The organism is Streptomyces sp. NPDC025618 (genome assembly GCF_055558795.1).
Window position 1 is genome coordinate 50,918 of record NZ_JBVHLW010000029.1, and the last position, 16,437, is coordinate 67,354.

At 73.6% G+C, this 16,437-nt stretch carries 15 protein-coding genes; 7 read left to right on the plus strand and 8 right to left on the minus strand.

Annotated elements, in window-relative coordinates; translation table 11 throughout:
- Nucleotides 1-259 precede the first annotated feature (259 nt).
- Nucleotides 260-562 carry a hypothetical protein gene (locus tag ACZ4A5_RS22835; RefSeq protein ID WP_116213435.1) on the minus strand — a complete coding sequence of 101 codons (303 nt, stop codon included), beginning with the start codon at nucleotides 560-562 and terminating at the stop codon, nucleotides 260-262.
- Between the two features lie 342 nt (nucleotides 563-904).
- Between ACZ4A5_RS22835 and ACZ4A5_RS22840 the strand changes: the two genes are divergently transcribed.
- The 3 genes from ACZ4A5_RS22840 to purU all read left to right on the plus strand — a co-directional run bounded on the left by ACZ4A5_RS22840 (nucleotide 905) and on the right by purU (nucleotide 3,846).
- On the plus strand, nucleotides 905-2,338 hold the full coding sequence (locus tag ACZ4A5_RS22840) for a hypothetical protein (protein WP_467587082.1): 1,434 nt from the start codon (nucleotides 905-907) through the stop codon (nucleotides 2,336-2,338).
- A 117-nt stretch (nucleotides 2,339-2,455) separates the two neighbouring features.
- A complete protein-coding gene (locus tag ACZ4A5_RS22845; RefSeq protein WP_467587180.1) occupies nucleotides 2,456-2,902 on the plus strand; it encodes an SCO4402 family protein in 447 nt (148 codons plus the stop codon).
- A 59-nt stretch (nucleotides 2,903-2,961) separates the two neighbouring features.
- Nucleotides 2,962-3,846: a formyltetrahydrofolate deformylase gene (purU, locus tag ACZ4A5_RS22850; RefSeq protein WP_398868103.1), complete on the plus strand. Its 885-nt coding sequence runs from the start codon at nucleotides 2,962-2,964 to the stop codon at nucleotides 3,844-3,846.
- Between the two features lie 28 nt (nucleotides 3,847-3,874).
- Here the strand turns inward: purU and ACZ4A5_RS22855 are convergent, their stop codons facing one another.
- The gene (locus tag ACZ4A5_RS22855; RefSeq protein WP_467587087.1) at nucleotides 3,875-5,014 is read right to left on the minus strand and encodes a maleylpyruvate isomerase N-terminal domain-containing protein; all 1,140 of its coding nucleotides are present in this window, start codon (nucleotides 5,012-5,014) and stop codon (nucleotides 3,875-3,877) included.
- A complete protein-coding gene (locus ACZ4A5_RS22860) occupies nucleotides 5,011-5,574 on the minus strand; it encodes a sigma-70 family RNA polymerase sigma factor (protein WP_467587091.1) in 564 nt (187 codons plus the stop codon). The genes ACZ4A5_RS22855 and ACZ4A5_RS22860 overlap by 4 nt, the downstream gene beginning before the upstream one ends.
- Nucleotides 5,575-5,972: 398 nt before the next feature.
- Here ACZ4A5_RS22860 and ACZ4A5_RS22865 point away from each other — a divergent pair, with 398 nt between their 5' ends.
- Entirely contained in the window at nucleotides 5,973-6,341 is a 369-nt protein-coding gene (locus ACZ4A5_RS22865) for an STAS domain-containing protein (protein WP_467587094.1), read from the plus strand.
- Between the two features lie 52 nt (nucleotides 6,342-6,393).
- Here the strand turns inward: ACZ4A5_RS22865 and ACZ4A5_RS22870 are convergent, their stop codons facing one another.
- The 3 genes from ACZ4A5_RS22870 to ACZ4A5_RS22880 form a co-directional block, all read right to left on the minus strand.
- On the minus strand, nucleotides 6,394-7,518 hold the full coding sequence (locus ACZ4A5_RS22870) for a sensor histidine kinase (RefSeq protein WP_467587184.1): 1,125 nt from the start codon (nucleotides 7,516-7,518) through the stop codon (nucleotides 6,394-6,396).
- A gap of 76 nt (nucleotides 7,519-7,594) precedes the next feature.
- A complete protein-coding gene (locus ACZ4A5_RS22875; RefSeq protein WP_467587096.1) occupies nucleotides 7,595-8,308 on the minus strand; it encodes a response regulator in 714 nt (237 codons plus the stop codon).
- A gap of 369 nt (nucleotides 8,309-8,677) precedes the next feature.
- Nucleotides 8,678-10,039: a tetratricopeptide repeat protein gene (locus tag ACZ4A5_RS22880; protein ID WP_467587187.1), complete on the minus strand. Its 1,362-nt coding sequence runs from the start codon at nucleotides 10,037-10,039 to the stop codon at nucleotides 8,678-8,680.
- A gap of 169 nt (nucleotides 10,040-10,208) precedes the next feature.
- Here ACZ4A5_RS22880 and ACZ4A5_RS22885 point away from each other — a divergent pair, with 169 nt between their 5' ends.
- From ACZ4A5_RS22885 to ACZ4A5_RS22895, 3 genes are all read left to right on the plus strand, one after another.
- Nucleotides 10,209-11,549, plus strand: a complete 1,341-nt coding sequence (locus ACZ4A5_RS22885; RefSeq protein ID WP_467587100.1) for an alpha/beta fold hydrolase — start codon at nucleotides 10,209-10,211, stop codon at nucleotides 11,547-11,549.
- 208 nt (nucleotides 11,550-11,757) lie between these two features.
- Nucleotides 11,758-13,050: a M64 family metallopeptidase gene (locus ACZ4A5_RS22890; RefSeq protein ID WP_467587103.1), complete on the plus strand. Its 1,293-nt coding sequence runs from the start codon at nucleotides 11,758-11,760 to the stop codon at nucleotides 13,048-13,050.
- 68 nt (nucleotides 13,051-13,118) lie between these two features.
- Complete coding sequence (locus ACZ4A5_RS22895; RefSeq protein ID WP_467587106.1) at nucleotides 13,119-14,300, plus strand: winged helix DNA-binding domain-containing protein; 1,182 nt, start codon at nucleotides 13,119-13,121, stop codon at nucleotides 14,298-14,300.
- A 152-nt stretch (nucleotides 14,301-14,452) separates the two neighbouring features.
- Here the strand turns inward: ACZ4A5_RS22895 and ACZ4A5_RS22900 are convergent, their stop codons facing one another.
- Both ACZ4A5_RS22900 and ACZ4A5_RS22905 read right to left on the minus strand, forming a co-directional pair.
- Nucleotides 14,453-14,878: a VOC family protein gene (locus ACZ4A5_RS22900; protein ID WP_467587109.1), complete on the minus strand. Its 426-nt coding sequence runs from the start codon at nucleotides 14,876-14,878 to the stop codon at nucleotides 14,453-14,455.
- A 14-nt stretch (nucleotides 14,879-14,892) separates the two neighbouring features.
- A complete protein-coding gene (locus tag ACZ4A5_RS22905; RefSeq protein WP_467587111.1) occupies nucleotides 14,893-16,392 on the minus strand; it encodes an MFS transporter in 1,500 nt (499 codons plus the stop codon).
- Nucleotides 16,393-16,437 lie beyond the last annotated feature (45 nt).

Sequence of the window (16,437 nt, forward strand, 5' to 3'; positions counted from 1 at the left end):
CGCAGGGCGCTCCCGCCGCAGGCGGCGAACCGGCCCGCAGGTCGGGGCCCGGGGCAGCGCTCCAGTTTCGGGGCGCGCAGAGTTGTGGGGGTCTGGGGGCTTGCCCCCGGTTTCGGGAAGGGGCGGGATCGGGGAACAAGCCCGCCGCAGGCGCCCACCAACCCGCAGCCGGGGCCTGAGGCGTGTGCCCGGCGCCGGGAGGAGCGGGGTGGGGAACAAGCCCGCCGCCCCACCCGCCCCGCCGCCGTCGGCGCAGCCGTCAGCCGTCAGGATTCGCTTCCAGGCAAGTCAGTTCGATGCTGTCGATCACGGCCTCGTTCGTCTGATGGGTGAGGTGGGCGACGTTCTCGATACCGACCGCCATCCATCCCGACAGGCTCATGATGAGGACGCGCAGACCGTCCGTGCCGTGTTTGGCGAGCACCTCGTCGGCGACCCGCATGGCCTCCTCGGGCACCCGCTCGGCCGGTTCGAGCCCGACGACCTTTCGCATCAGGCCGATCGTGGTGTGGGAGATCTCCGGTGCGATCGCCCGCAGCCGCCGGTCCTCCTCCTCGTCCACTCTTCCCCTCCTTCTGCGCATGATTCCTGGCTACTTGGGAGCACCGTAGGGCACCCCGCAACCCCACGCACTCCGGCTTGACAACGCGTACCCGCGCAGTCCCCCTCGACGTGAGGAGCGAGGTCACCACGCGGATCGGCCGCGCTCCGCGGCGCCCCGGACGGAGTCCGGGGGAGGTGGCCGGGGGAGAGCGGAGGCCGCCCGCCGCAGGCGTGAACCGGCCCGTACCGGAAATACGGGCCGCAACCCGTCCACGGCCCCCGCACCCAGCGGACATGGCACCGCCGCCCGGCGACCCGGTAGCGTGAGGCGACGCCAAGTCCCGTACAAATAGGAGTTCCGGTGACGCAGAGCGGACAGGGAAACGTGCCGCAGCCTCCCGCGCAGGCCCCGCGCGAGGGTGTTGTGCTGCCCGCTCAGCAGGAATCCGCCGAGCGGCGCGGCGCCGATCAGCACCCGGCTCCGGCGCCGGGGCAGCCGTGGGGGCAGCCCTGGGGGCCGGACGCGCAGCGTGCGCCGCTGCCGCCGGAGATGCCGCCGGGCGCGCCGCTGCCGCCCGCCCAGGCGCCGGGCGCCTCGGAGGCCACGCAGTACCTCCCGCCGGTCCAGGACTCGGCCTCGGCGAACGAGGCGACGCGGTACATACCGCCCGTGGGCGGCGGGCCGCTGCCCGACGCCGCGGCCGCGGCGACGCAGTACCTGCCGCCCGTGCCCGCGAGCCCGCAGGGTGAGGCGACGCGGTTCCTTCCGCCGCGGTCGGGCGAGCCGGAGCTTCCGCAGTATCTGCCGCCGGTCGACAACGGCGCGGCCACGCAGTACCTCCCGCCGGTGCAGGAGGCGGGCGCGACGCAGTATCTGCCGCCGGTGGCCGACGACGGCGCCACGCAGTATCTGCCGCCGGTGTCGTCCGGCCCTCCCGTTCCGCCCGGCCCGCACATACCCCCGGCCGGTGGGGCGGCCTTCGCGCAGGCGGGGGAGCGGCCGCCGCCGGCCGAGTTCGACGGGCTGTTCCGGGAGAGCGGTGCCACGGAGGCGCCCCAGGCGCACCGGCAGGTGCCGCCGCCGCGCGGTCCCCAGGCGGGCCCGCCGCCTCAGCCGCAGCCCCAGCAGCCGCCGCGCGGGAAGAAGCTGCCGACCGCCGCGATCGTCGGGATCGTCGTCGCGGCCTGTGCCGCGGCCGGGCTCGGCGCCGGCGCGCTGCTCAGCGGTGGTGGCGACGACAAGAGCGATCAGCAGAACGCGGCGTCGAGCTCGTCCGCGCCCGGCTCCGGTCCGGCGGCCGACGACGGCAAGAAGGACCCGGAGGCCAAGGCCGACGATCCGGCGCTCGCCCAGGCGAAGGCGCTCGACGCGCTCCTGAAGGACAGCAACAACAGCCGTGACGCCGTCATCAGGGCGGTCGACGCGACCCGCAGCTGCAAGGACCTCGACAAGTCGGGGAACGATCTCCGGGACGCGGCGAAGCAGCGTGACGGCCTGGTGACCCGGCTCCAGCAGACCTCGATCGACAAGCTTCCGGACAACGCGGAGCTGTCGGCCCAGCTGACGAAGGCGTGGCAGTCCTCCTCGGCGGCGGACACCCACTACGCGGCGTGGGCGGGTCAGGCGGGCGGCAAGGGCGGTTGCGTCAAGGGCCACGCCAAGCCGACGGGTGACAGCGCGGCGGGTGACAAGGCGAGCGGCGACGCGACGGCGGCCAAGAAGAAGGCGGCCGACCTGTGGAACCCGATCGCGAAGAAATACCACCTGTCCCAGCACCAGTGGACCCAGCTGTAGCAGCGGCGGGCCGCTTCCGGGCACGGGCCCCCGGCCGGGGGCGCGGAGGGGGAACGTACGATCGAGCGTGTGACAGCTTCGGAGAAGTCTCCCCGCCGCGGCCGCCGCTCGACCACCATGGACGGCATGCCGCTCAATGACATGCCATGGTGGCGCTGGCGCGTGAACGTACGCTCCGCGCTGCACATGCTCTCCGACCCGGTGTTCCAGCAGGAGTGCTGGCTGGCCGGGCGCGCGGGTTTCGGGGACGTCACCGACGCCGTCTACCGGCTGGTCGAGGACACCTGGCTGGACAACTGGTCGGCCGAGAAGTACCTCGGGACGATCTTCCGGGACTCCGCCGAGGTGGCCGTCGTCGACGTCGCCGTGCTGCGGGTGCTGCGGATCATGCACCAGGTGGGGGCCGACGCCCCGGTCTCGGCGTATCTGGAGCACCACGGCTGGCCGGACGCCGTCCGGGCCGCCCGTGAGGCGCACGTCCGGCTGGCGGCGAACGACGGGGACGACCCGGACGTCCCGCCCCGTTCGCTGGACGTCCTGGCCCTGGCCACCGGCGCCCGCTGAGCGGGCCCAGCCACCGGCGCGGTCAGGAGGGGGCGTCGGGTGTGCGACGCTATTGGGCTATGAACGCCTCGCAGTCCCCTGTCACCGAAGGGGCCCCGGAACAGTACGTCCTCACTCTCTCCTGCCCGGACAAGAAGGGCATCGTGCACGCGGTGTCCAGCTATCTCTTCATGACCGGCTGCAACATCGAGGACAGCCAGCAGTTCGGCGACAGAGACACCGGGCTCTTCTTCATGCGCGTGCACTTCGGTGCGGACGCGCCGGTGACGCTGGAGAAGCTGCGGGCCAGCTTCGCCGCCATCGGTGACTCCTTCGCGATGGACTGGCAGATCCACCGGGCCGACGAGAAGATGCGCATCGTCCTGATGGTGTCCAAGTTCGGGCACTGCCTCAACGACCTGCTGTTCCGCTCGCGGATCGGCGCGCTGCCGGTCGAGATCGCCGCGGTCGTCTCCAACCACACCGACTTCGCCGAGCTCGTCGGCTCGTACGGCATCCCCTTCCACCACATCCCGGTGACGAAGGACAACAAGGCGGAGGCCGAGGCGCGCCTGCTGGAGCTCGTGCAGGCGGAGAACGTCGAGCTGGTCGTGCTGGCGCGCTATATGCAGGTGCTCTCGGACGACCTGTGCAAGGTGCTCTCCGGGAAGATCATCAACATCCACCACTCCTTCCTGCCGAGCTTCAAGGGCGCCCGCCCGTATCACCAGGCGCACGCGCGTGGTGTGAAGCTGATCGGTGCCACCGCGCACTACGTGACCGCCGACCTCGACGAGGGCCCGATCATCGAGCAGGAGGTCGAGCGCGTCGGCCACGAGGTCACGCCCGACCAGCTGGTCGCGATCGGCCGCGACGTGGAGTGCCAGGCGCTGGCCCGCGCGGTGAAGTGGCACAGCGAGCACCGCGTCCTCCTCAACGGCCGGCGGACGGTCGTCTTCGCCTGAGCCCCGGGCCCGCGGCCCCCCTCTCCCGTCACAGCCGGGAGAGGGAAGCCGTGGCCAGAAGGACGTCGTCGATCGCCTCGCTGTCACCGGTGCGGCCCACGGCCGCGTCCTTCGGGGGTATGTGGCCCGCGGCCAGCCGGCAGAACTCGATCCCGTCCAGGGCGACGTGGGCGACCGTCCCTTCGGGTGAACCGAGGGCGCCGGGGGAGTCCAGCGGGACGTACCAGTGCCCGCCGCCGCTGCCCTCGACCTCCAGGTGGAGCGTGCGGCCCGGGGCGCCCGCCGCGACCAGGGTGCGGGCCGGCGGGGCGAGCCCGGCGCGGCGGCGGCCGGCCAGTGCGCCGGGCAGCATCCGGGCCGCCAGGCCCACCATGTGCTTGAGGTGGGCGGGCGCGGGCGGGTCGTAGGGATAGTCGACCGCCTCGGCGATGTCCGAGGCGTGCACCCAGCACTCGAAGGCCCGGTCGACGAGGGAGTCGCGCAGGGGCAGGCCGAACGCGCCGTAGGACACCGGCAGGCCGGACACCTCCTCGGCGGCGAAGGACACGCCGCGGATCAGCGCCGTGCTCTGGTCGCGCCAGGCTCCGCGCGCCATGCCGGGGCTGTGCCGGCCGGGAGCGCCGGCCGCCGCCTGCTGTGCCCAGAGCGCCTCGGTGCGCTCCGTGGGCGAGCGGGTGGCACCGGGACCCAGCGGGTCCGGGAAGCCGAGCGCGGCGGAGACGAGGCCGTCCACCGCCATGAGGTGGCCGATCACGGCGGCCGCGGTGAGGTCGCGGGCCATGGACCGCTCGCCGTCGAACCACTTCAGCCGCACCGGCGCCCGCCACTCCGCGTCGCCGATGTCACGCAGCAGGGCGTCGAGCCGGGCCGTCTCCGCGTCGTACGGCGCGGCCCACTCCGGCACGGGGACGCGGGCCGGGCGGCGCCCCAGGCAGGAGGCGAGCACCCGGGAGCGCAGCCTCGGGTCGAGGTCGAGGCTGTCCTCGGGGTGCAGCAGGGCGACCGCGTCCCGCAGCCGCACGGCTTCGTCCGCGCAGGTGGCGTAGTCGGTCAGGTGCTCCTCGACGGCGGCCGTCTCCTCGCAGGAGCAGGCGGCCAGCGCCCAGGCACCGAGCAGTGACTTCAGCACCTTGTGGGTCGTCCGGGCATCGGCCGCGGCGTCGCTCATCGCACTCCTCCGTGCGTGCGGGGCGCGGTCACGCGGGGGCCGTGGTGCGCGGTGGAGAGCAGTTGCAGCCCGAGCCGCAGCCGGCGGCGGGCCTCCTCCTCGGTGACGCCGAGCTGGGCGGCGGCCTGGCGGTAGTCGAGGCGGCGTAGGTAGGCGAGGTCCAGTGCGGCGCGCAGCGGGGCGGGCATGGAGGTGACGATGTAGTCGGCGCGGGCGGCGGCGGAGGCCGCGCGGACCTTCTCCTCGATCTCCTCCGGGCTGCTCCGGCCGTCGCTCTGGGCCTGCCGGAGCCGCTCGACGGCCTGCTGGTGGGTGAGGGAGGCGAGCCAGGAGCGCAGGGAGCCCTGCTTCGGGTCGTAGGCGCCGGGGTGCTCCCAGACGTAGCCGAAGACCTCGCGCGTGACGCGGTCGGCGCCGCTCTCGTCGCCGAGCACGCGGTGGGCCTGGGTGTGGACGAGCGTGGCGAAGCGGTCGTAGAGCTCGCCGAGCGCCGCCGCCTCACCGTGCGCGAGCCGCTGCTGCATCTTGCGGTCCCACCTGGGTGGTGCGTCGGTCGTCATGCTGCCCCTCCTTACGTGCGCCCGGCCGTCCCGCGTTGGCTCTCGTACTGATGATCGCTCGCGCTTGTGCGCGGCGTCACATGCTTTACGAATGTAGTCGGCGGGTGTGACACCGCAGACGCGTTTGCGGCAAAGGGGAGCTCGTGACGGCTGCGGATGGTATTGCCACGGTCACGTTCCGCACCATTGTCCGATCGTTATAGATCGTACGTGCGCGAATGTGCCGATGTGTTATGCGTGTGTGACCGGATCCAGGAGAATTGAGGGTTCGAGCTGGGCATAGGCTCGTTGAGGGCCGATCGGCGCTGTGGTGTTTCACGAGGGAGCGGTCGGGCAGCCGCACCCGAGGAAGGGTCCGTTCCGGGGAACGAGAGACCGAGCGAAGGGGCTTCGAGCGCGTGACGCTGAAGGTGAAGGACGCCGACCAAGGGGACTGGGCAGTCCTCCTGGTCTCCGGTGAGATGGACCTGGTGACGTCGCCGGTGGTCCGGCAACGCGTGCACGACGCGGTCGCCGACGGCCGCCGCAGTCTGGTGCTCGACCTGGCCGACGTGCGCTTCTGCGACTCCAGCGGCGTCGGGGTGCTGATCGCCGCGCGCCGTCTGATGCGCTCCTGTCAGGGCCGGCTGAGACTCATCCTGCCCGAGCAGGGCGGCGCGGACGGATCACACGTCAACAGGGTCCTCGCGGCGCTCGGGGTGCGCCGTCTCTTCGACATCTACCCCGACCTGGCGGCCGCGACGCACGAAGAGCCGCTTTCCGCCTAGCGGTTGCCCGGCTGCCCACGGCGACCGCCGCCGCCCGGTGTGCCCCCGGCCCCTACCCTTCCAGGGGGAGTTCCGCCCGTACGACGAATCCCCCGTCCTCCGTCCGGTGCGCCAGGAGCGTTCCGCCGAGGCTCTGCGCGCGCTCGCGCAGGCCCACCAGCCCGTGGCCGCCGCCCGGCAGCCCCGGCGCGGGCGCGGCCGCGTCCGGCGGGCCGTTGCGGACCTCCACCAGCAGCCGGGGCTCCGCCGTCCCCGTGTCCGTCTCGGCCACGCGCACGCGTACGCGCGCGCCGGGCGCGTGCTTACGGGCGTTGGTCAGCGCCTCCTGCACCGTGCGGAAGGCCGCGCGCTCCACGGCTTCCGAGCGCTCCGCCGCCGGGTCGCACCCGCTGTCGTACGCGACGTCCAGCGCGCTCAGTTCGATCAGCCGCGGCAGATCGGCGAGGCTCGGCTGCGGGGTGAGCTCCTCGGTGTCCGCGCCCGCGGCGCGCAGGATGCCGACCATGTGGCGGAGCTCCTCCAGCGTGCGCACGGACAGTTCGCGGATCTTCGTGGCGCCGTCGCGCGCCTGCGCGTCCCGCGTGCTGATCTGCACGGCGCCCGCCTGCAGGCTGATCAGGCTGACCTGGTGGGCGACGACGTCGTGCATCTCCCGTGCCAGCCGGGCGCGTTCGGTGGCCAGCACCTGGTCGGCGAGGAGCCGGTCCTCACGGGCGCGGCTGCGGGTCAGGTCGGCGAGCCGGGCGGCGAGTTCGCGGCGGGTGCGGGTGAGCAGGCCGAGCGCGATGGGGGTCGCGGCGGTGACCAGCGCGTCGACGAGCAGCAGAGCGGTCTGGCGGCGGTCGGAGAAGGAGAGTTCGGAGGCCGGGAACGGCAGGAAGTGCGCGACGGCCAGCAGCAGCCCGGTGACGGCGAGCAGCCGGCGGTCCGTGCGGCGTACGGCCACGGTGTAGAGAGCGATCATCGGCGCGAACCAGATGTAGCCGATGTAGATGCCCGGCAGCGTGGCCAGGAAGACGGTGACGGGGAACCGCCGCCGCCACAGCAGCGCCACCGCGGCGAGCAGCGAGACGCCCATGCCCTGGCCGAGCCCGGCGCCGTTGACGAGCAGCGCGTCCACCGTCGCCAGCAGCACGGGCACGAGGACGGGCGCGGCCTTCCGCACCGCGGCGGGCATCCGGTGCCCCGCTCGCACGGTCACCGCGCGCCCCGCCCCGCCGTCATCACCTCGGCGGCGCGGGCCGCGGCGCGCCTCACCGCGGGCTCCCCGGCGCCGGGTGCGGGCCGCCTGCCGGGCGCGGGCCGCGGGTGGGTGTGGGGTGCGGGGTCGCCACCAGGCCCGCGCGGTCGGCGACGATCGCGGCCTGGACGCGGTTGAGGCCGCCCAGCTTGCCCAGGACGGCCCGCACATGGTCCTTGACGGTGCTGGGGGCCAGGCCCATGCGTTCGGCGATCTGCGGGTTGGCCAGGCCCGCGCCGACGTGGGTGAGGACCTCGCGCTCGCGCGGGGTCAGCGTGGCCACCGCCCGCGCGGCCGTCGACTCGGCCTCCGCGGCGAGGTAGCCGCCGATGACCGCCCGCGTCACGCCCGGGTCGAGGACGCTGCCGCCGGCCGCGAGAGTGCGTACGGACTGGACGAGCTGCTCCGGGTCGGTGTCCTTGAGCAGGAAGCCGGTGGCCCCGCCGCGCAGCGCCGCGGCGAGGTACTCGTTGGCGTCGAAGGTGGTGAGCATGGCCACGGCGGGCGGCCGCGGGAGCTCGCGCAGGGCGCGCAGCACGGTCAGGCCGTCGACGTCCGGCATCCGGATGTCGAGCAGGACGACGTCCGGGGCGCGGCCGAGCACGGTGTCCACGGCCTCGCCCCCGCCGCAGTCCGCGACGACCTCGATGTCCGGGGCCGTGCCCAGGATCATCCGCAGCCCGGACCGGACGAGCTGCTCGTCGTCCACCACCGCAACACGGATCACCGACCGCTACCTCTTCCTGTCAGCTCTGTCCGGCCGGACCGCCCGGGGGCCTCCGGCGGGCGGGCCGGTCTCCGGCCCGCCGCACCGCCCGAGAGGACGGCCAGAAACGGAGCGTAAGGCTCCAGTCGTTGGTTTGTCCGCTCCGTGCGGCACCCCCGCCGACCGGAGGGGGTCCGCCGGGACCCGAGACGGATACCGTCCGGGCAGCATGACGTCCATGCTGCACCATGCCGGGGGCCGCGACCGGGCGCCCGGCCGCCCGTGGCGCGCCCACGCGCCCGGAGCGAGGCGGCAGCACGCGGTCACGGACCGCCGCGTCCCCCACAAGCGGCGGCCTGTGCACCGCGTGCCGCCGCCACCGGTGGCCCGCTACAGCACTCCGCTCCTGAAGGGCGGCTCGGTGGGCGCGGGGCCCAGCGTCGTCGTCCCCGGCGCCGCGCGGTGCCCCAGCCCCGTGCGGTACGCGTCCAGCGCGGCCTCCGTACGGCCCGTACGCCGCAGCAGATCACCCAGCAGACGGCAGAGGTCGGCGAGGTCGCCCGCGGCTCCCGTGCGCTCCAGGAGGGACAGGGCGGAGCAGTAGTGCTCCTCCGCCGTCTCGTGCTCCCCGCGCTCCTCCGCGATGAGGCCCAGCAGCCGGTGCGCGCCGCCCGCGTGGACGGCGCCCCGCTCGGCACCCAGCGCCGAGGGCGCCAGGAGGGGCCGCAGCAGCCGCTCCGCCTCGTCCGTCTTGCCACGCCGCCGCAGCACGTCCGCCAGCTCCACCTCGACCTGCACGGTGAACAGCGCGGCCCGCTTGGACGCCAGCATGTCCCGGGCCGTGCGCAGCTCGCTCTCGGCCCCCTCCAGGTCGCCGTCCTGCGCGCGGACGTAACCGCGCATCCAGTGGCAGTGGGCGAGTTCCGTACGGATGTGCAGCTGGAGGTAGAGCTCCTGCGCCTTGGCCAGGGACGCGTCGGCCTCGGCGATGCGCCCCTCGGCGATCAGCGTACGGGCCACCCCCCGGTGCATCCCCGCGACGAGCGCCGGGTCCTCCACCTTGGGCGCGAGGGCCAGCGCGAGCTCGGCGGCGTGCGCGGCCCGGGCGTGCGCCCCCATGTCCATATAGGGCGCGATGGACGCCGTGTAGAGGAACAGCAGCGCGTCAGGGTCGTGCAGCCCCGAGGCGTTCAGTTCGTCGACGGCGGACTCCAGCAGATAGCAGGCGTAGCGCAGTTCGCCCGCGAGCAGGTGCGCGGTGGCGCGCCCCCGGAGGGCCGGGACGCGGCGTGGCAGCGGCTCGTCCGCGAGGAGCCGTTCGGCGGCCGTGAAGTGGCCGCGCGCCCCGGCGAGATCGCCCGTCTCCAGGGCGCAGTCCCCGAGGCCGAGCAGCGCGGCGCTCTGCTCGGGGACGAGCGCCAGCCCGGCCGCCTCCTCGCGCAGCGCGCCGAACAGCTCCGCGGCGTCCCGCGCGGCGCCCGTGGCCAGCGTCCGGCGGGCGTCCGCGAGCCGCATCCGCAGCGCGGTCGCCAGGTGCGCCGGCCGGCCGGTGGCGAGCTCCTCGACCGTGGTGCCGAGCCGCCCGGCGAGGTGGCGCAGCGCGTTCTCCGACGGACGCACCCGCCCGGCCTCCAGGGTGGAGACGTACGCGGCCGTATAGGCGGGCTCGGCCAGCTGGCGCTGGGTGAGGCCCTTCTCCGTGCGCAGCCGCAGCACGCGCCGCCCTATGTCCAAGGGCCCGTCCGCCCGCATGCCCTGGGTGCTGTTCTCGGCCACTGGTGCCCCTCGATAAGTTACGCCGTGCGATGCACGCGGTGAGTCAAACCCTTCCGGGCCCGCTCACGGCTGTCCGATGTCCTGCTGATGCCTGTCCGATGTCCGGCCGACATCCGGCGGGCCCGTTCACATGAGGGTGGAAAGCATGCCGGAGACCGTCCGCGGGGCGGCTGTCACGACGGGAAGAGCTGGTACGGCCACCTTCCGGCAGCCCGGACTCGTCCTCACCGACCACCACTTCGAGGTGCCCCTCGACCACGCCGACCCCGGTGGCGAGACCATCCGCCTCTACGCCCGCGAGGTCGTCGCCACCCGCCGTGAGCACGACGACCTGCCCTGGCTGGTCTATCTCCAGGGCGGGCCCGGCTTCGCGGCGGGCCGCCCGCTCGGCAGGGAGAACTGGCTCGACCGCGCGCTGGAGGACTACCGCGTCCTCCTGCTCGACCAGCGCGGAACCGGACGCTCCACACCCGCCGACCGCCAGACGCTGCCGCTGCGCGGCACGCCCGCCGAACAGGCCGACTACCTGGCCCACTTCCGGGCCGACTCCATCGTCCGCGACTGCGAGCTCATCCGCCCCCGGCTGACCGGCGGGCGGCCCTGGACCGTGCTCGGCCAGAGTTTCGGCGGCTTCTGCGCGGTCAGCTACCTCTCGTACGCCCCCGAGGGGCTCGCCGAGGTGATCATCACCGGCGGCCTGCCCTCGCTCGACGCCGACCCGGACGCCGTCTACCGCGCCGCCTATCCGCGCATGGAGCGCAAGAACCTCGCGCACTACGCGCGTTACCCCGGCGACGAGGCGGCCGCCCGGCGCATAGCGGCCCACCTCGCCGGGCGCGAGGAGGTGCTGCCCGACGGCACCCTCCTGACTGTCGAGGCGTTCCAGCAGCTCGGCGTCCTGCTCGGCACCGGCGACGGCTCCCACCGGCTGCACTATCTCCTGGAGGACGCCTTCGTGGACACGGTCGCCGGGCCGCGGCTGTCCGACGCGTTCGCCGAAGCGGTCGCCGCGGTGCTCTCCCGCGCCCACTGCCCGCTCTACGCGATCCTCCATGAGGCCATCTATGCCCAGGACGGGCGTGCGACGCACTGGTCCGCCGAGCGCGTGCGCGCCGAATTCCCGCAGTTCGACCAGCACTTCGAGCCCGGCGCGCGCTTCCTCTTCACCGGCGAGACCGTCCACCCCTGGATGCTGCGCACCCACCCCGCGCTGCGCCCCCTGCGGCACACCGCGGAGCTCCTCGCCGAACGCAGGGGCTGGACGCCCCTCTACGACCCCGAACGCCTCGCCCGCAACACCGTCCCCGTGGCCGCCGCGATCTACCACGACGACCTCTACGTCGACACCGGCCACTCCCTGCGCACCGCCCGCGCCATCGGCGGCCTGCGCACCTGGGTCACCGACGAGTTCGAGCACGACGGCGTGCGGGCGAGCGGTCGCGTGGTGCTGGACCGGCTGCTGACGCTCGTGCGGGACGACGGGTGACCATGGCGCTTCAGGCTGATACGGACCGGCGGGTGGCCGTACCGGAGTGATAACTCCCCGTGACACCACGGAAGTTCCCGCCTCTTTTTGAGCCATCCCTCACGTCACAGCCATTGCCCCGGTCCTCCCGAGCCCCTACGTTGAGCGGCACCTTAACTCGACTTAACCCGCCGCTTACACCGCGGCGGGAACTCGGGAGGAACCCCCCATGCGCAGACGAATATCCCTCGCGGCCGGCGCGGCCGCCCTGACCGCCGCCCTGGCCGCCACGGCCGCGCCGGCGGTCTCCGCCGCCACGCCGCAGCCCGGACGCTCCCAGTCCGTCGAATACTTCACCGGCCCCGACGGCCACCCCCGCCACACCACGGTGACCGCGTCCCCCACCCCGCCCCGGTCCCTGCGGCCCTCGGTCCGCGGCGACGGCGACGTCACCTCGGTCGTCCGGAACGGCCCGGTCGGCAGCAAGCTCGACGTCGTCTTCGTCGGCGACGGCTACACCGCGGCACAGCAGGGCGACTTCCACGCCGCCGTGCGCGCCAAGTGGGCGAAGATGTCGGCCGTCGAGCCGTACGCCTCGTACAAGAACCTGTTCAACGTCTGGGCCGTGGACGCCGTCTCCCACGACTCCGGCGTCTCCGGCGACCCGGGCAAGGACGTCGTCAAGGACACCGCGCTCCGCTCCGCCTTCTTCTGCGACGGCATCGAGCGGCTGCTGTGCGTCGACACCGGCAGGGTCGAGTCGTACGCCGCGAAGGCGCCCGCCGCCGACCTCGTGGTGGTCCTGTCCAATTCCACCAAATACGGCGGCGCGGGCTACAACGACGTCGTCTCCAAGGTGGGTTACGACGGCATCGCCACCGCCTCCTCGGACAACGCCAAGTCCGACCAGATCGCCGTCCACGAGACCGGCCACTCCCTGGGGAAGCTCGCGGACGAGTACCAGTACGACGAGTACGGCACCTACACGGGCGCCGAACCGGCCCAGGCGAACATCACGAAGCTGAGCGCCGCCGAGATGACCGCGCAGCGGCAGAAGTGGTACCGCTGGATCGGTCGGACCTCACCGGACGGCGGCACGGTCGGCGCGTACGAAGGCGGCGGCTACTACCCCAAGGGCCTCTTCCGGCCCACCGAGAACTCGATCATGCGCACCCTGGGGCACGAGTTCAACCTGCCCGGCCGGGAGGCCATGATCGCCGGGTTCTACCGGCACGCGAGCGCGCTGACGAGCGACCGCCGCACGGACGCCGCCGTCGGCCGGGGCGAACGCCTCACCGTGCGGCTGTCCGCGAGCAGCGTGGCGGTCCGGTGGTACGTCGACGGGCGCGAGGTCACCGGCGCGCGCGGGCGGCTGTCGGTGACACCCCGGGCGCTCGGCGTCCCCGACGACCACCGGGCGCACACGGTGTCGGCGCGGGCGGCGGACGGCACGGACGCGGTGCGCGACCCCCTGCTGCGGGGCCGGATGCGGGGCTCGCTGACCTGGACGACCGCGCACTGAGCCGGGCCTGACCGGACCGGCGCGGAATAGGACAGGCTCCGCCCTACATCGCTCCTAGGCTCACCCCCATGAGCAGCTTCCGCCCTCGCATCACCGATGAACAGCGCCGCGCCCGCCTCGGCCGCCGGCACCTCCTCGCGCCCGCGCACCGGGCCGCGTCCGTCGAGGACGTGGCGGACGCCCTCGTAGGGCTGCACGCCACCGACGCCGCGACCGTGTATCTGTCCGCGTACGCGCGGCTGGCCGAGCCGTCGGCGGCGGAGGTGGAGCGCGCGCTGTACGAGGACGTCACACTGTGGAAGCTGCTGTCCATGCGCCACACGATCTTCGCCGTGAGCTCCGGGCTCGCCCCGTACGTCGAAGCCTCCACCGCGCGGGCGATCGCGGCGCGGGAGCGGGCCGCGTTCATGAAATTCCTCCAGAAGAGCGCCGAGAGCGGCTGGGACGAACAGCGGCTCGCCCGGACGGAGGAGGAGGTGCTCGCCGCCCTCGCCGCCCGCGGGGAGGCGACCACGGCCCAGCTAGCCGAGGACGTGCCCGCCCTGCGGGAGACGATCCTGGTCTCGGCGGGCAAGCCGTACGCGGCCCGGCAGAGCGTCGGCAGCCGGCTGCTGCGCCTGCTGGCCTCGGACGGACACGTACGCCGCGCCCGTCCGAGAGGATCGTGGACCAGCAGCATGTATGCGTGGGCGCCCGTGCACCGACTGCCGGAACTCCCCGTGCGGGAGTCCAAGGCGGAAGTGGCCCGGCGGTGGCTCGCGTCCTTCGGTCCGGCGACGGAAGCGGATCTGAAGTGGTGGACGGGCTGGACGCTCGGTGATACGCGCCGGGCACTGGCCGATGTGGGCGTGCGGGACGTGGAGTTGGCGCACGGCCCGGGATTCGCCCTGCCGGACGACCTGGAGGACGTCGAAGCGGCCGAGCCGTGGGCGGCGTTCCTCCCGGGCCTCGACCCCACCGCCATGGGCTGGCGAGGCCGGGACTGGTACCTGGACCCGGACCACGTGCCCGCCCTCTTCGACCGCGCGGGCAACATCGGTCCCACCGTGTGGTGGAACGGCCGCGTCGTCGGCGGCTGGGCGCAGCGCCCGGACGGCGAGGTCGTCTGGCGGCTGCTGTCGGACGCGGGCAGCGGCGCGGCCTCCGCGATCGCGGCGGAGGCCGCCCGGTTGTCGGCGTGGCTGGGCGCCGTGCGGGTCACGCCGCGCTTCCGCACGCCGTTGGAAAGGGAGCTTTCGCTCCCGCGCTGAGCGGGGTCCGGCGCACGTTGTCGGCCGGCTGCGGGTGGTCTCGTTCCGCACGACCTCGGCGCGGCGCTGTCCTCAAGCGCCGCAGGCTGGACGCGGCTTACGCAGGTGTGCGATTCAGTGCGCCGGGCGTGCCATTCGGCGTGCCCCCGGTGTCAGGCGGGCTGGGGCCGTTCGACGTTCGGGGACGGCGTCGCGCCGTACGGCTTGGTGATGAACTCGATCGCGCACGTGCCGCCCGGGTCCTTGATGTAGACACCGCGCCCGCCGTACTCGCGGTTGATCTGTCCCTCGCGCTTCATCGCCGGGTCCGCCCAGTAGCGCACGCCCTTCTTCTCGATGCGGCCGAAGATCGCGTCGAACTCCGCGTCCGTCACGAGGTACGCGAGGTGGCTGATGTTGATCGCGTCCGGCGCCACGTGGTCGTCGGCGAAGTCGATGCCGACACCGTTGGAGCTGGTGATCTGGGTGAAGGGACCCCAGTCGAAGGGCGCTTCGGTGTCCATCAGCTCGGCGATGAACGCGGCGGTCTCCCGGCGGTCCCTGACGTGGACGATGATGTGGTTCAACTCGTTGGCCATGACGGATCCTTCCTTCATGAGGTGACCCCGCGCGCCTTGCCGGGCACGGCGAGCGCGCCGAGCGCGGCGCATGCCGTGAACGCGGCGGCGATCAGCAGGGCCCTGCCGTATCCAGCGGTCAGTGCCTGCTGGACGTCCTGGGGGTGAGCGGCCAGGCGCCCGGTCGTGACGTGCGACGCGACGGTCGCCAGGAGGGCGAGTCCGAGCGCGCCGCCGACCTGGCGGGAGGTGTTGACGAGGCCCGAGGCGAGCCCCGCCTCGGCGCGGTCGGTGCCGCTGGTCGCGGCCACGGTGGCGGGCATCATCCCGAGTCCCGTACCGAAGGTGGCGAGAACGAACGGTGCTGCCACATCAGTTGCATAATTCCCGTCGGCCCGGATCCAGGAGAGCCAGACGAAGCCGACCGTGCTCAGTGCCATGCCGGCGACGAGCAGCGGGCGCGGCCCCGTGCGGGCGATGATCCGGGTGGCGAGCTGCGCGCCGACGATGATGGCGAGCGAGCCGGGCAGGAAGCACAGGCCGGCCTTGACCGCGCTGTAGCCGAGGATCTGCTGGAAGTAGAGCGACAGCAGGAACCACATCGCGAAGGAGGCCGCGCCCATCCCGAGCACGACGAGGTTGGCGGTGGCCAGGCCGCGGCGGCGCAGGACGGCGAGTGGTACGAGCGGATGCGCGACCCGCGACTCCACGGCGAGGAAGGCCAGGAGCAGCAGCACACCGGCGGTGAGCGGCGCCCACACGGCGGGGGAGTCCCAGCCGTGCGTCTCGGTGGAGATGATCCCGTAGACGAGCGCGGTCAGACCGGCGGTGACGGACACGGCGCCGGGGAGGTCGAGGCGGCGCAGCCCGCCCCGCCCGGAGGCGGTGGCCGGGACGTACACCAGGGCCGCGGCCAACAGGGCTACGCCTAGGGGCACATTGACAAACAGTACCCAGCGCCAGCCCGCGTACTCCGTCAGCACCCCGCCGATGACCGCGCCCGCCGCGCCGCCCGCGGCCATGACGGCGCTCCAGGCGCCCATCGCGCGGGTCCGGGCCGCGGGCTCGGTGAACGTCGTCATGATCAGGGTGAGGGTGGCCGGGGCGAGCACCGCGCCGCCGATGCCCTGCACGGCGCGGGCGGTGATCAACAGTGCGCCGTCGGTGGCGAGTCCGCCCGCCAGGGAGGCGGCGGTGAAGGCCGTGAGGCCGGTGAGGAAGGCGCGCTTGGTGCCCACGAGGTCGGCCGCGCGGCCGCCGAGCAGCAGCAGCCCGGCGAAGCCGAGGGTGTAGGCGTTGACGATCCACTGCTGACCGGCGCCGCTGAGGTGGAGTTCGGCGCGTATGGACGGCAGGGCCACGTTCACGATCGACACATCGAGGATGACCATGAACTGGGCCGCGCAGGCGATGAAGAGGATCGCCGCGGTGGACCGGGGGGTCCGGGAGGGCGCGGGACCGGCGTGCGCCGCGGCCGGGTGGAGTGCCTCCCGTGGGGCCGGGGTCCGGGTCGTCGGTGCTGATGGGTCGGGCATGGCGGAGACATCCTCACGAGCGCTGGACACCTCTCTAAATTAGAG